Origin of the sequence: Paenibacillus yanchengensis, from assembly GCF_042684845.1 — a bacterium.
GTDB classification, from domain to species: domain Bacteria; phylum Bacillota; class Bacilli; order Paenibacillales; family Paenibacillaceae; genus Pristimantibacillus; species Pristimantibacillus yanchengensis.
This window is the reverse complement of the sequence record NZ_JBHUMH010000016.1, coordinates 36,217-50,916: the sequence shown is the minus strand read 5'-3', so window position 1 is coordinate 50,916 and position 14,700 is coordinate 36,217. Positions and strand designations below refer to the sequence as shown.

Sequence of the window (14,700 nt, the reverse complement as noted above, 5' to 3'; positions counted from 1 at the left end):
TCGTTATAGCGAACTAGTTTGTACAATAGCAATAACATCTCGTACAGATTGTGCCGATTGATCCAGTGCTGCTTGTTCTTCTTCGGTAAGCTCAAGCTCCATCACTTTTTCGATACCGCCAGCTCCCAATATGACTGGTACACCCATAAACAATTGTTGGTAGCCAAATTCGCCTTCCAAATAAGCAATTACAGGTAGTATCCGCTTTTTATCTTTCAAAATAGCTTCTGTCATTTGTACTAACGATGCGGCTGGAGCATAGTAAGCACTCCCGTTTCCAAGCAAACTAACGATTTCTCCTCCACCGACTCGCGCTCGATCAACAATCGCAGCAATGCGATCCGCTGGTAGTAGTTTTTCCAAAGGAATACCACCTACATTCGAGTAGCGAACTAACGGTACCATATCATCACCATGACCACCAAGTACAAATCCTTGCACATCTTCTACTGAAACATTTAGTTCCTCAGCAATAAACGTACAGTAGCGTGCAGTATCCAGTACACCTGACTGACCAATGACACGATTTTTCGGAAAACCTAGCACCTGATATGCAACATAAGTCATCGCATCTACTGGATTGCTCAAAATAATAACGTAAGCATTCGGACTTGTCCGTTTAATCTGTTCACATACCGATGTGACAATACGAGCGTTTGTACTAACTAAATCGTCTCTGCTCATGCCAGGTTTGCGAGCAATACCAGCTGTAACAATGACAATATCAGAATCTGCTGTATCCTCATAGTTAGCTGTTCCGATAATTTTAGCATCAACACCCATGACAGGCGTTGCTTCTAGCATATCTAATGCTTTACCTTTGGTCGGATTTTCAAGTTCAGGAATGTCAACCAATACGATATCCCCAAGCTCTTTTTGTGCCAACATAAGCGCTGTAGTCGCTCCTGTAAATCCAGCACCAACGATTGTAATTTTATTTCGCTTTATACGCATTGCCAATCCTCCTGCACTATGTTCCTTGCATCATTAACATCTCGCTAATGATAATTAGCTTTATTACATGTTGTTTATGATTTCGTCAGCAAATGCTGAACATTTTACTTCCGTAGCACCGTCCATCAAACGAGCAAAGTCATAAGTCACCGTTTTATTATTAATTGCAGCTTCCATTCCTTTGTAGATAAGATCAGCAGCTTCTTGCCAGCCCAAATGCTCTAGCATCATAACGCCAGATAGAATAACAGAACCTGGGTTTACTACGTCTTTGTCTGCATATTTTGGAGCTGTACCATGTGTAGCTTCGAAGATAGCATGTCCAGTTAAGTAGTTAATGTTAGCACCTGGTGCAATACCAATGCCACCAACTTGAGCTGCAAGGGCATCGGACAAGTAGTCACCGTTTAAGTTTAGTGTAGCAATTACATCAAAGTCAGTTGGGCGAGTCAATACTTGCTGCAATGCGATATCTGCAATTGCGTCTTTAATAATGATTTTGCCTGCTGCTTCTGCGTCTGCTTGTGCTTTGTTAGCTGCATCTACGCCTTCAGCTTCTTTTATGCGATCATATTGACCCCAAGTGAATACTTGCTCTGCAAATTCTTGCTCTGCAACTTCATAACCCCAGTTTTTGAAAGCTCCTTCGGTAAATTTCATAATGTTCCCTTTGTGAACAAGTGTTACCGATTTACGTCCATGACTGATAGCATATTCAATTGCTGCACGAACAAGACGTTTTGTACCTTCAGAAGATACTGGTTTAATACCGATACCGGAAGTTTCAGGGAAACGGATTTTATTAACTCCCATTTCATTTTGAAGAAACTCGATTAGTTTTTTAACTTCTGGAGAATTTGCTTCATACTCAATACCTGCATAGATATCTTCCGTATTCTCACGGAAAATAACCATATCAACAAGCTCTGGACGTTTTACTGGCGATGGTACACCGTCAAAATAACGTACCGGACGAAGACATGTATACAAATCAAGCTCTTGACGAAGCGCAACGTTCAAAGAACGAATTCCGCCACCGATAGGAGTTGTAAGTGGTCCTTTAATAGCAACTATATATTCACGTATAGCAGTAAGTGTGTCCGCTGGCAACCACTCACCAAACTCGTTAAATGCTTTTTCACCTGCAAATACTTCATACCAAGCGATATTTTTTGAACCGCTATATGCTTTTTTAACTGCAGCATCTAGTACTCGTTTTGAGGCACGCCAAATGTCACGTCCTGTTCCATCTCCTTCGATGAAAGGTACGATCGGATTGTTAGGCACTTGCAAAACACCATCATTGATAGTAATTTGCTCGCCTTCTGTTGGCAATGCGTATTTATCAAACTTAACCATGTATAAATTCCTCCTAAAATATGTTTATAACAAAGATCACACTGTCTAGTATACCATGTTTCCTATTTATGTGAGTAATTAACGATCCTCAATCGGGATATATTTTACATTACTTGCCCCTACATAGTCTGCTCGAGGACGAATTAGACGATTATCGGAAAACTGTTCCAATATATGTGCTGTCCAACCAGAAACACGGCTAATTGCAAATATCGGTGTAAACAAATCACGAGCAATTCCAAGTGTTGTATAAACTGATGCAGAGTAAAAATCAACGTTTGGTTTAAGCCCTTTTTGACCTGTCACCAATTCTTCAATTTTAGTAGACATCTCATACAACATTAAATCACCATTAAGCTTACCAAGCTCACGAGACATTTTTTGCAAATGTTTAGCTCGTGGATCACCATTTTTGTAAACGCGGTGACCGAAGCCCATAATCTTCACTCGATTAGCGAGCGCATTTTGAATGTATGGCTCTACGTTTTCGAACGAACCTATTTCTTCCAGCATCACCATTACCGCTTCATTAGCTCCACCATGTAGTGGTCCTTTTAATGTGCCGATAGCAGAAGTAACGCCTGAGTATATATCAGACAAAGTTGCAACGGTTACCCGTGCTGCGAATGTGGACGCATTCAATTCATGATCTGCGTGCAATACTAGTGCTTGATCAAGCGCTTTAACTGCTACATCTGCGGGCTCGTTACCTGATAACATGTACAAAAAGTTATATGCGATCGATACGCCTGCTTTTGGAGCAATAGGATCTTTCCCTTCACGTATACGTGAATATGCGGCAATGATCGTTGGCAATTGTGCCTGCAATTTGATAGCTTTACGCAAGTTAGCTTCTTCCGACATGTCGTTTGCTTCCTCGTCATATAGCGCCAGACTAGATACAGCAGTACGCAGTGCAGCCATAGAGTTCGTTTGTGCTGGATACAATTTAATTTGAGCAATTACTTGCTCTGGAATAACGGCATATTGATCCAACTGTTCTTGCAACTTAGCAAGTTCAGCTCGATTAGGCAATTTGCCATACCATAACAAATAAATTACTTCTTCGAAAGTTGCATTTTCAGCTAATTCATCAATATTAATTCCACGATATGTTAGCGCTCCGTCAATGATCGAGCTGATGGATGATGTTGCTGCCACAATTCCTTCAAGACCTTTTGTTGCTGTCATCGTACTCTCTCCTTTATACTCATAGTAATTGAATAAATGTAATGATATAGTTTAAACTTAACTATTCAATCATAAATGATTTTGACAATGATGTGAACAAGATCACACATAAAATTGATTTATCACGTTAATTACAAAATTGAATCGCTTTCTTTTTTCACATCTCAACTAAATATTTGGATGTTTTGTTTTCAGGGAGGTTTCTCATGTCAAATGGCAAAGTAGCTATTATTGATATTGGTTCTAATTCTGTAAGAATTGTAATATACGAACGAACAGCAAGCGGTGCCCATCGTATTATTGAAACGAATAAAGTGGCTACACGACTAGGAGAATACTTGGATAAAGATAAACGGTTAAAACAAGAAGCTGTCCAAAAATTGCTCAAAGCCATTCGTTACTTTAAATCGATCTGCGAACATCATCAGGTAAATCATATTCGAACGGTAGCAACTGCCGCTTTACGCTTTGCTATTAATAATAAACAAATTATTGCAGAAATCAAACAAAAAACGCAATTGCAAATCGAATTATTAAGTGGTGAGCAAGAAGCCGCTTTAGGTTTTGCCGGAATGTTGCAATCACTTACTATTAAAAACGGCTTTTTGATTGATATTGGTGGAGGTAGTACAGAAATTTCGTTATTCAAAAATAGACAGCTACTACACAGCGTTTCATTACCGATTGGTTGTATTAATGCTTTACAATTCGAACAACTTTATTTGTCAACCGAACAACTTCATCAAAGTTCTCTTCAAAAATATTTGACAAATGAAATAAAAAACAATCCTTGGATAGAGAAATACGCCAAATTCGGCTATAGAATGGTTGGCATTGGTGGCACACTGCGCACAATGGCTACCGTCTATCAACATAAATCAAATTATGTTTATCGTAATATACATAATTTCACGATGGACGTTACTACCATTACCCACCTCTTCGATCAACTATGTTTATTAGCTAAAGATCAGCTAGGTCGAACAGCCGGAATTACTCGTGATCGCACCGATGTTATCTTGCCTGGAATGGCAATATTATTATGCCTTATTCCATTATTAAATGTTTCACAGCTCATTATTTGCAGTACTGGTTTACGCGATGGTTTATATTTAACAATGCAACAAAAAATTGACTATCGCTATAGTCCGCTGGAGGAAAGTATCGACAATATTTGTACATTGTACAGTCCAGAAACCATATCATATCGCAATCAAATAAAACGTATGGCTACTCACTTGTTACACCATTTAACAGCTAATGCACCTTTGCGTTCCGACGCCTACAAATTGTTAAAAACAGCGGCTCCTCTATACAAAATAGGAATATATATCGATTACGATTTTTATAGCGAACACACTTTTTATTTGTTGCTACATGCTAAATTATACGGTTTAACGCACAGAGAACAGCTGCTAACTGCAGCAATTGCAGCTTACAAAACAAAAGGTTTAGCAAGAAATCAACTGCACAAATATAATGCAATTTTACATGAAGGTGACATTGATTTAGTCCAAAAACTTGGTACCATTTTAAAAGTTGCCGCTGCACTAGATCGTAGTAAACAACAAGTAATCAAACAAATTAGAAGTGAATGGAATGAATATCAATACATTTTACATGTCAAAACAACCGCATCACTAGATTTAGAATTACAAGAAATAAAACAGCTTGGCAATGAATTTCGCAGAGTATGGGGAATCCAGTTAGTCATTCGAGTTTCGATACTTCATTATTAAAGTTAAAATCGACCAATCATCGTAAAGCGACCAGACTTCATCAGTTTCTCTAACCAATGAAATATTATTTTTTTGAATATTGGTCGTGTAAATGGTATTAACAGCAACAACGCAACAATATCGGTGAAAAAGCCTGGTATCATCAATAAAACAGCACCGACAAAGATGCATATACCATCGAGCATGGCAAACCCTGGCGGCTGTCCAGCTGCAAGCTGTTCTGCAACGGTTTGCCACGCTCGCAATCCATAAACACGTAAAATATAAAAGCCAAGTGCAACAATTAGAAACAGCAACGTCAATGTCAGTAAACCGCCCAATTGATTACTCACTTGAGCAATTCCCCAAATTTCTATAACAGGTACTAGAATAAATAAAAGTAACCACCATTTTTTCATATGCTCACCTCTGTATATTACTTACTAATTGCTATCTAATCTTTACGTTAGTATACTTGCCAATTCTGGCATTATTTTCAGAATACGAATCGGTTTTAATTGTTTATTTACAAACACATGGTTTGTTTCTGCCTGCACTAGTAACTCCCCTGGCAATGGATCATCTACTAATGTAGTCGTTGTCGCAATTGCCTCATCCACTTTTCTTATCTGTGCAGTAAACTTCATTTGCAGTCGACTACTTTCAGTAAGTGTTGTACAGACAATCACATGATCATCGTAACGTGCTGGGCTAACAAACTTGCATTGCAAATCAATAATGGGTAACAATACTCCCTTATCTTCCATCTCTTTGTAAGTAAATCCGTGCTGTCGCACCCACTCTGTTCTCCCCATCTCTAACCACGTCAAATAGTTAGCATGAAACACAACGCCCATTTGATCCGTTTCTTGATACCGAACACGAAGTGGATGAACTACCCATCCTTGCTGTTTCATTGTCAATGCTATACTCATCCTTTCCCAATGACTTTATCCTACTCATTTCAAGCTAAAAATATCATATCTACATATTAACACTTGTCTTTCAAAAAATAAAAAAAAGAACAGTCGGGAAGCAAAACTTGTCCAACTGTTCTTTGACTTTACATTATGTTTGCAAACAATTCGAATTAAAATACTTTGGATTGTCCAGAGTAGATAAAGCCTGTCTCGCCATAAATGGTAACTTCCATACCATCTTTTAATATAGCTGTTGCTTCTTTAACTCCCAAAATAACTGGGATACTCAAGTTCAATCCACAAACAGCAGTATGGCTAGTAATTCCGCCTTGTTCCGTAATTACCGCACTAGCTTTTTCAAAAGCAGGCATGTAATCTTTGTCCGTAGAAATAGCGACTAGAATATCCCCTTGCTCTACTTTTGCATTAGCTTCTGCTGCATTAGTAGCAACAATAATTTTGCCAGTTGCTGCTTGGCTCCCGATTCCTTGTCCTTTTGCAAGCAATTCACCAATGTGATGAATTTTCACTAAGTTCGTCGTTCCAGCTTGTCCAACTGGTACACCTGCTGTAATGACAATCGTATCACCAAGGCTTAACATATTCGTACGCAACGTACTAGCTACTGCAATTTCGAACATTTCGTCCGTTGTAGCAGCTTCAGCACCGTGCAGTGGCGTTACTCCCCAGCTAAGTGCCAAATGACGCATGACACGCTCGTCTGTAGTGACAGCGATGATTGGAGCTTTTGGACGATACTTCGATACCATACGAGCTGTAAAGCCGCTCTGTGTCGATGTAACGATCGCTCTAGCATCAAGCTCTAATGCAGAGTTAGCTACAGATTGACTAATTGATTCTGTAACAGTCATTTGTTGCGCATTCGCTTGCTTCAAGAAGATTTCCTTATATTCAAGCGCTGATTCTGTACGCTCTGCAATTCTTGCCATCATCTGAACAGATTCTACTGGATATCTTCCCGCAGCAGTTTCTCCAGATAACATAATAGCATCTGTGCCGTCAAAAATAGCATTAGCTACGTCACTTGCTTCTGCTCTTGTCGGACGTGGGTTACGTTGCATAGAATCAAGCATTTGTGTAGCCGTAATAACTGGCTTTCCAGCTCGGTTACATTTTTTAATCATTTCTTTTTGTACTAGTGGTACTTCTTCGGTCGGAATTTCTACACCAAGATCTCCACGAGCTACCATTAAACCGTCAGAAACTTCGATAATTTCATCTAGGTTATCTACGCCTTCTTGATTTTCGATTTTAGAAATGATGTGGATATGTGAAGCGTTGTGACGCTCTAATAGCTCTCTAATTTCCAACACATCGCTTGCTTTACGCACGAATGAAGCAGCGATAAAATCAACACCCTGCTCTATACCAAATACAATATCGTTGGCGTCTTTTTCAGTAATACCTGGCAAAGAAATCTTTACTCCTGGTACGTTAACACCTTTTTTACTTTTTACTGGACCACTATTAACGATGCGGCAATAAATTTCAGTTCCTTCGATTCGTTCTACCGTTAGACCAATTAAGCCATCATCAATTAACACAGTAGATCCTACGGAAAGATCATTCGGTAAGTTCGTATAAGTAACCGGAATTCGTTTGTTATCGCCTACGATGTTCTCTGTAGTTAGAACAACTTCGTCGCCTTGAATAAGTTCATATTCATCAGCGAGTGTGCCTAGACGAATTTCTGGTCCTTTCGTATCAAGCAAAATAGCAACAGACGTGCCATGCTCTTTATTCGCTTGTTTAATATTTTTAATTCGATTGCCGTGCTCTTCAAAATCACCATGTGAAAAGTTAAGTCTGGCAACGTTCATACCTGCTTTAATCAGCTTCGTTGTATTCTCCAACGACTCACTGGATGGTCCAATAGTACAAACAATTTTAGTTTTGCGCATTTAATATTTCCTCCGTTGCTTACTATTAAGTTCAGATACATCTATATAATGACACGAACATTCACAGCTTGTACAGTAATAAATCTTAATATTCGATGAGTTGCCATATTTATCGTCAAATGTTAATAATTTATGTACAAAACAAGCTTGTTTAGCTCTTATAGCTCTGTTGTAACTTTCGCTTTGTCATCTATATTTTCTATTTTCTGAGAAGTTTCATTCTCAGCTTCTACCTCTACTATCTGTTCGACTTCCTCAGACAGCACTTCATTTTTATCCGATGCTACTTCAGTCAATTCTTGCACTGCTTCTTGATAGTAGCCAATTTTTCTAAACTTTTCATAGCGATCCTCTACTAATTCATCAGCAGTCATCGTTAGCAATTGTTGCAAATGACGCCATGCTACTTGCTTTACTTGATCCGCTTGATAAGCTACGTCGCGATGAGCCCCACCTTCAGGTTCGGCAATAATCTCTTCAATAATACCAAACTCCACTAAATCTTTGGCAGTAATTTTCATCGCTTCTGCTGCTATATCTGCTTTCGAAGCATCTTTCCACAAAATAGATGCCGCTCCATTAGGAGATATAACCGAGTAAATAGCATTTTCTAACATGAGCACCCGATTACCAACACCAAGTGCAAGCGCTCCACCACTACCGCCTTCACCAATAACAATACAAATAATCGGAACAGTAAATCCTGCCATCTCACGCAAGTTACGGGCAATCGCATCCGATTGTCCACGCTCTTCTGCCGTATTACCAGGATACGCACCCTTTGTATCGATAAGCGTAATAATCGGTCGATTAAATTTATTAGCTTGCGTCATCAATCGTAATGCTTTACGAAATCCTTCCGGATGTGGGCTGCCAAAAAAACGAGCGATATTATCACGCGTATCTTTCCCTCGTTGATGGCCGATGACAGTAACAGGTACTCCATTTAGTTTGGCAAGACCGCCAACTATTGCTAAATCATCAGCAAATAGCCGGTCACCATGTAGCTCGATAAAATCTTCAAATATGGCATGAATGAAATCGAGTGTTGTTGGACGTTGCTGGTGTCTGGCCATATGCATTTTCTGTGCTGGTGTTAATTCGCTATACAGTTCATGTTCCAACTGCTTGCAACGCTCTTCCAGCCGCATAATTTCTTCTGTAAAGTCAATGCCTTTATCTTCACTTAAACTTTTTAACTCCACTATTTTTTGACGCAAGTCATTTAGCGGTTTCTCAAAAGGTAATTCATTGGCCATTAGAAGCTACCTCCCTCTTTCGAATGCATATCAAGCAACTTGGTCAAAATTTGTTTCATATCTTTACGATGCACAACTTTGTCGAGTTGGCCATGTTGTAAGTTAAATTCTGCCGTTTGGAAATTATCTGGTAGTTTTTGTCTAATCGTTTGTTCAATAACAATGCGACCTGCAAATCCGATTAACGCGCCTGGCTCTGCCAAATTATAGTCACCTAAACTAGCAAAACTAGCCGACACACCACCCATAGTTGGGTCTGTAAAAATAGAAATAAACAGCCCGCCCGCTTGTTGAAACTTAGATAGTGCAGCGCTTGTTTTTGCCATTTGCATTAAACTAATAATACTTTCTTGCATTCTTGCACCACCAGAAGTTGAAAAGATAATAAGCGGTAGCTGCTTTTCATGTGCAGCTTCAATCGCTCTCGTAATCTTCTCGCCCACAACGGACCCCATACTTCCACTGAAAAAATCAAAGCTCATAACAGCTACTACTACAGGAAGCCCATTAATCGTCCCGTCGCCAGTAATTACTCCTTCGAGCAAGCCTGATTTCGCTTTCTGTTGTTCCAATTTACTTGCATATCCTGGAAACTCTAGTGGGTCCAAAGATTCCATCGTAGCATCATATTCATTAAAACTACCTTCATCCAATGTCATTGCTAATCGTTCAAATGCACTTAACCGAAAATGATGACCGCATGATAAGCATACTTTTAAATTCTTTTCCAATTCTTTACTGTACGAAATAGTGCCGCATTTGGCACACTTATTCATCAAACCTTCAGGTATGTCGCGTTTTGCCCGGCCCGTTGGAATTGTTGCGTACTTTTTTTTAGAAAATAAATCCTTTATTTGCACGTGTGACACCTCTCAAGTAGCAATCATAAATTTTTGAAGCCGATCAGAGCCTGATAATGGAGTTGAACACTTCTTGAACTTCATCTAATTCCCCTGATGGTACAAGAATTTCAAACTGCTGTTTTGACAGATTGACGGGGCGAATTTTAATGAGAAAACCTTCCGCCGTTAATCGTTCATTAATATTTTCAGCTATTTTGGCCGTTGGTGCGATGTAAATTACTGTCCACATCTCAGTACCTCCTGGAGCTTGTCATTCTCTCCTATTGCCATACTAATTACATGTTCCCGTCAATGGTCATATAATGACACAATGATAACATAGTTATAGCAATTCCGGCAAATGATATCGTTATATTTGCAAGTCTTTATGCGCAATTCTAGCGGACGCAGCAGCGGCAATGCCAGCAATTAAATCATCTAAAAAAACATGGATTTCATCATTGGAATTGTTTAACTTGGCGATAACGCCTGGTTTCACTTTATCTAAATAGCCAAAACTAGTTAAACCTATCATCCCATATACGTTGGTAATACCTAATGCTAGCGTCTCATCTACGCCATACAATGATTCGTCTCTCTCCATAATAGATTGTAATGGCTCTGGCAATTGTTTTTCTTCTGCAAGCTTATCCAATGCAATACCTGTATATAGTACATATTGAACTTCTCGCTTAGCAAGTACGGAATATACACTTTGCACACATTCCTCCAGCGTTAACACTGCATTGTAAGGTACTTGCATCTGATGCACGATTTCTGCTATATCTCTAATAGATACTCCTCTGTCCATCAGCAATTGTTCGATCTTTTCCATGTATAACACCCTTTCCCGCTTCGTGTAAACTATGCATATGCGGAAATGGACGACATGATACTAAATTCTTTTCGAATTACTTAATCGCTACACTACCTTTACCTAGCAACGTTTCGATTTCTTGCAGCATTTTTTTTGTAGGAGAAACTTGATACTGCTCACTCAATGCAACCGTTTGTTTTTTTCGCTCATAGTACAAAATAGTTGGATAATTTCCTTTATGTTGTTGAAGCAATTGTTTCAAACGATGTAGTCGCTCCTCTTGTTCTGCTTGTGCACTTATTTTAATAAATACACGTTGATTACTTTTCAATGGTAATGATTTGTCAACTGGTTGCTGCTTCGCCTGTCGAAGATGTATTTGACGTTTCATATAGGTTAATTCCGCCAAAAATTTGCGATCATCCGCTTCGTACACAATCGCATTGTCCAACAATAGTTTATAACTATCCTCTTCCTGCTGCACAGTAGCTTGAATCGCGATAATTGTTCCTTTTCCTTTCGTTAATACCGCTTCTACCCGCCGCCAAACCGCCGGGAAAACAACTGCTTCAATTTGCACTAATCGATCTTCAACCGTCATAAATGCCATAGCATTACCACGTTTGTTCGTAAATGGTTTAAGATCCGCTATCATAACAAGCGTCACAATCGAGCTGCCATCGGCAAGATCAAACAATTGAGACAAACGATGCAGAGACTGCTGCTCCATTACAGGTTCGACATCATCTAGCGGATGACCAGACAAATAAATGCCAAGCAATTCACGTTCAAGCTCTAATTGCTGCATCAATGAAAAAGGACGAATATCCGGCAGTTCAATTTCCCAATTCTGTACCTCTTCTAGTCCAAATAATTCAATTTGTAATTCTTCTCGTTCTTTGCGCCATTTGCTAGCTGCTGCCATCGTTTCTTCAAGCCCACCCAGCAACTGCGCTCGGTGCCCTGGCAATCGATCAAAAGCTCCTGCTTGAATTAACGACTCCAAAACTCGTTTGTTGACGACTCGTAAATCGACTCGTTTGCAAAAGTCTAATAGACTACTGTATGCTTCTTTTTCACGCTCACTAATGATCGCTTCAATCGCTTGTTTACCAACGTTTTTAATAGCGCCAAGACCGAAACGAATATGATCTGTTCTAGGTGTAAAACTATCTAAACTTTCATTGATATCAGGTGCTAACACTTGCAAACCCATCCTGCGACATTCTTCGACATACTGTGCTGTTTTTGGCATATTACCAGTAACAGAAGTTAACATCGATGCCATAAATGGTACAGGATAATGTGCTTTTAACCATGCCGTTTGAAAAGCTAAAACACCATAAGCAGCAGCATGAGCACGAGGAAATCCATAATCAGCAAAGCGTACAATCATATCATAAACGACGTTAGCATCATCATCCGTATAGCCTTTGCGCAAGCTTCCTTGTACAAAATGAGCTCTTTCTTGATCCAATATCGCACGATTTTTTTTGGATACCGCTCGTCGCAATAAATCCGCTTCTCCTAAGCTAAAACCAGCCATATGCGAAGCAATTTGCATAATTTGCTCTTGGTAAACGATAATGCCATACGTATCCTGCAATATAGGCGCAAGCGATGGATGAGGATAATGTACTTGTGTATAACCATGCTTACTTGCAATAAACGTCGGAATAAACTCCATCGGTCCCGGTCGATATAATGCAAGGACAGATATAATGTCTTCAAAAGCAGTTGGCTTTAAATCACGTAATATTTTACGCATACCCGATGATTCTAACTGAAAAATGCCCGTCGTTTCACCTTTTCCTAACATCTGATACGTTGTCGGATCGGCATCATCTACATTTCTGAAATCTATTTCTATTCTATCTTGCTCTCTAATAAAACCAATAGCTCGCTCCATGATGGACAATGTGCGTAGTCCCAAAAAGTCCATCTTCAATAGTCCAAGTGCTTCCAAATGTTCCATTGAATATTGCGTAATCGGCATTTGAGCTTCCAGTGTCCCACTTCCACCCGTTTGCAACGGAACATAGTGCGTTAATGGCTCCGCAGACAATACGACTCCTGCCGCATGGGTAGAGGCGTGTCTAGGCATTCCTTCTACTTGTATAGCAAGCTTCAATAATCGTTCTACTTGTGGATTCGTTTCATACATCTCGCGCAACGTTTCGTTTTCTTTGAGAGCATCGGTAAGTGTAATACCGACTTGCGCAGGTATTTGCTTAGCTGTTCGATCGACAAGCGGAATCGGTAAACGTAACGCCCGCCCAACATCACGCACAGCGGCTCTTGCCGCCATCGTACCGAAAGTAATGATTTGTGCAACGTGATCATCTCCATATTTGTCCAGCACATAAGCGATAACTTCATCACGTCGTTCATCATCAAAATCTATATCTATATCCGGCATCGAAATTCGTTCTGGATTTAAAAATCGTTCAAACAACAAGTTATATTTGATCGGATCTACGTCCGTAATATGAAGTACATACGCTACTAAACTACCTGCCGACGATCCACGCCCTGGTCCCGTTCGTATTCCTTGTTCATGTGCAAATCGAATAAAATCCCAGACAATTAAAAAGTAATCGCTAAAGCCCATCTTTTCGATAATGGACAATTCATACTGCAATCGTTCCATAATGGTCGCTTGATATGTCGTTTGTTGCCACTCTAATAATTGTCCGTAACGCTCCACTACTCCTTGTTGACACAAATCAAGTAAAAACTGTGTAGCATTTTGGGAATCGGGCAATGGCTCATATAAAGGCAATGGCGCTTTACCAAACACTATTTCTAACTCACATTTGTCCGCTATTGCACGCGTGTTCGTTATCGCTTGCGGTATGTGGCGGAACAAAGCACTCATTTCGTCCGTACTGCGCATGTAAAGCTGATTCGATGCAATCCGAAGCCTATCTTCGTCTTCCACCGTTTTACCTGTTCCAATACAAATTAATATATCTTGCAACGCTTCATCTTCTGCTTGTATATAGTGAACATCATTAGTCGCTACGACAGAAATTTGTAACTTTTCTGCTAATTCTTTTAATAAAGGCAGCACTTTTTTTTGTTCATATAATCCATGATCCTGTAGTTCAATATAATAATCTTCACCAAACACCTGTTTATATTGCGTTGCTAATGTTTCCGCTTCCGAAATCTTGCCCTGTAGCAGTAGCTGTGATAGTTGTCCACCCATACATCCACTCAAGCAAATTAGCCCTTCTGCATGGTCACGAAGAATATCTAAGTCAATACGAGGACGATAATAAAATCCTTCTAAATAACCGATAGTAGATAGCTTTATTAAATTGTGATAGCCCACATTGTTTTTTGCTAGAACAGTTAAATGATAGTTCGGATTTTCTTGTCGGTTACTCTTTTCCAACCGCGACGTGGCAGTAATGTACATTTCGCAACCAATGATCGGCTTAATTCCCCGCTCCAAGCAATAGTTATAGAATGGTATCGCTCCATACATTACACCATGATCCGTAAGCGCAAGCGCAGGCATATTTAAATCAACTGCTCGATCTACTAATTCTTTCATCCGGGCAGCTCCATCGAGCAAACTATATTCACTATGAACGTGCAAATGAACAAACGATGATTTACTTCCACTGTCCGCGCTAATGCTACCCATGTTAACTTGTCCTTTCTCTGCATCCTTACTTCTATACATTATTATATCCAGTTTATCATAAAC

12 protein-coding genes are annotated in these 14,700 nt (G+C 39.6%); 1 reads left to right on the top strand and 11 read right to left on the bottom strand.

The window, feature by feature from the left end:
- Positions 1 to 3 precede the first annotated feature (3 nt).
- The 3 genes from mdh to citZ form a co-directional block, all read right to left on the bottom strand.
- Positions 4 to 954, bottom strand: coding sequence for a malate dehydrogenase (mdh, locus tag ACFSTH_RS07375; RefSeq protein ID WP_377772767.1), 951 nt, complete (start codon positions 952 to 954; stop codon positions 4 to 6).
- A gap of 63 nt (positions 955 to 1,017) precedes the next feature.
- Entirely contained in the window at positions 1,018 to 2,313 is a 1,296-nt protein-coding gene (gene icd, locus ACFSTH_RS07370; RefSeq protein ID WP_377772769.1) for an NADP-dependent isocitrate dehydrogenase, read from the bottom strand.
- 78 nt (positions 2,314 to 2,391) lie between these two features.
- Positions 2,392 to 3,504 carry a citrate synthase gene (gene citZ, locus ACFSTH_RS07365; RefSeq protein WP_377772771.1) on the bottom strand — a complete coding sequence of 371 codons (1,113 nt, stop codon included), beginning with the start codon at positions 3,502 to 3,504 and terminating at the stop codon, positions 2,392 to 2,394.
- Between the two features lie 206 nt (positions 3,505 to 3,710).
- Here citZ and ACFSTH_RS07360 point away from each other — a divergent pair, with 206 nt between their 5' ends.
- A complete protein-coding gene (locus ACFSTH_RS07360; RefSeq protein ID WP_377772773.1) occupies positions 3,711 to 5,243 on the top strand; it encodes a Ppx/GppA phosphatase family protein in 1,533 nt (510 codons plus the stop codon).
- 2 nt (positions 5,244 to 5,245) lie between these two features.
- On the opposite strand, the gene ACFSTH_RS07355 is transcribed toward ACFSTH_RS07360, so the two are convergent.
- The 8 genes from ACFSTH_RS07355 to ACFSTH_RS07320 form a co-directional block, all read right to left on the bottom strand.
- Positions 5,246 to 5,641, bottom strand: coding sequence for an FxsA family protein (locus tag ACFSTH_RS07355; RefSeq protein ID WP_377772775.1), 396 nt, complete (start codon positions 5,639 to 5,641; stop codon positions 5,246 to 5,248).
- 42 nt (positions 5,642 to 5,683) lie between these two features.
- Positions 5,684 to 6,139, bottom strand: coding sequence for an acyl-CoA thioesterase (locus ACFSTH_RS07350; RefSeq protein ID WP_377772893.1), 456 nt, complete (start codon positions 6,137 to 6,139; stop codon positions 5,684 to 5,686).
- Between the two features lie 173 nt (positions 6,140 to 6,312).
- Positions 6,313 to 8,064, bottom strand: a complete 1,752-nt coding sequence (gene pyk, locus ACFSTH_RS07345) for a pyruvate kinase (RefSeq protein ID WP_377772777.1) — start codon at positions 8,062 to 8,064, stop codon at positions 6,313 to 6,315.
- Positions 8,065 to 8,222: 158 nt separating this feature from the next.
- Positions 8,223 to 9,323: an acetyl-CoA carboxylase carboxyltransferase subunit alpha gene (locus tag ACFSTH_RS07340; protein WP_377772779.1), complete on the bottom strand. Its 1,101-nt coding sequence runs from the start codon at positions 9,321 to 9,323 to the stop codon at positions 8,223 to 8,225.
- On the bottom strand, positions 9,323 to 10,183 hold the full coding sequence (gene accD, locus ACFSTH_RS07335) for an acetyl-CoA carboxylase, carboxyltransferase subunit beta (RefSeq protein ID WP_377772781.1): 861 nt from the start codon (positions 10,181 to 10,183) through the stop codon (positions 9,323 to 9,325). Before accD ends, ACFSTH_RS07340 begins: the two co-directional genes overlap by 1 nt.
- Positions 10,184 to 10,226: 43 nt before the next feature.
- The gene (locus ACFSTH_RS07330) at positions 10,227 to 10,415 is read right to left on the bottom strand and encodes a glutamate decarboxylase (protein WP_377772783.1); all 189 of its coding nucleotides are present in this window, start codon (positions 10,413 to 10,415) and stop codon (positions 10,227 to 10,229) included.
- 120 nt (positions 10,416 to 10,535) lie between these two features.
- Entirely contained in the window at positions 10,536 to 11,000 is a 465-nt protein-coding gene (locus ACFSTH_RS07325; protein ID WP_377772785.1) for a phosphatidylglycerophosphatase A family protein, read from the bottom strand.
- 76 nt (positions 11,001 to 11,076) lie between these two features.
- Positions 11,077 to 14,637, bottom strand: a complete 3,561-nt coding sequence (locus tag ACFSTH_RS07320) for a DNA polymerase III subunit alpha (protein WP_377772787.1) — start codon at positions 14,635 to 14,637, stop codon at positions 11,077 to 11,079.
- Between the last annotated feature and the right edge of the window lie 63 nt (positions 14,638 to 14,700).

What these genes read in the sequence shown, in the direction of transcription:
- pyk (WP_377772777.1), bottom strand. Translation starts at nt 8,064, where the DNA reads ATGCGCAAAACTAAAATTGTTTGTACTATTGGACCATCCAGTGAGTCG.
- icd (WP_377772769.1), bottom strand. Translation starts at nt 2,313, where the DNA reads ATGGTTAAGTTTGATAAATACGCATTGCCAACAGAAGGCGAGCAAATT.
- ACFSTH_RS07330 (WP_377772783.1), bottom strand. Translation starts at nt 10,415, where the DNA reads ATGTGGACAGTAATTTACATCGCACCAACGGCCAAAATAGCTGAAAAT.
- ACFSTH_RS07325 (WP_377772785.1), bottom strand. Translation starts at nt 11,000, where the DNA reads ATGGAAAAGATCGAACAATTGCTGATGGACAGAGGAGTATCTATTAGA.
- mdh (WP_377772767.1), bottom strand. Translation starts at nt 954, where the DNA reads ATGCGTATAAAGCGAAATAAAATTACAATCGTTGGTGCTGGATTTACA.
- ACFSTH_RS07340 (WP_377772779.1), bottom strand. Translation starts at nt 9,323, where the DNA reads ATGGCCAATGAATTACCTTTTGAGAAACCGCTAAATGACTTGCGTCAA.
- ACFSTH_RS07350 (WP_377772893.1), bottom strand. Translation starts at nt 6,139, where the DNA reads ATGAAACAGCAAGGATGGGTAGTTCATCCACTTCGTGTTCGGTATCAA.
- ACFSTH_RS07360 (WP_377772773.1), top strand. Translation starts at nt 3,711, where the DNA reads ATGTCAAATGGCAAAGTAGCTATTATTGATATTGGTTCTAATTCTGTA.
- ACFSTH_RS07320 (WP_377772787.1), bottom strand. Translation starts at nt 14,637, where the DNA reads ATGGGTAGCATTAGCGCGGACAGTGGAAGTAAATCATCGTTTGTTCAT.
- ACFSTH_RS07355 (WP_377772775.1), bottom strand. Translation starts at nt 5,641, where the DNA reads ATGAAAAAATGGTGGTTACTTTTATTTATTCTAGTACCTGTTATAGAA.
- citZ (WP_377772771.1), bottom strand. Translation starts at nt 3,504, where the DNA reads ATGACAGCAACAAAAGGTCTTGAAGGAATTGTGGCAGCAACATCATCC.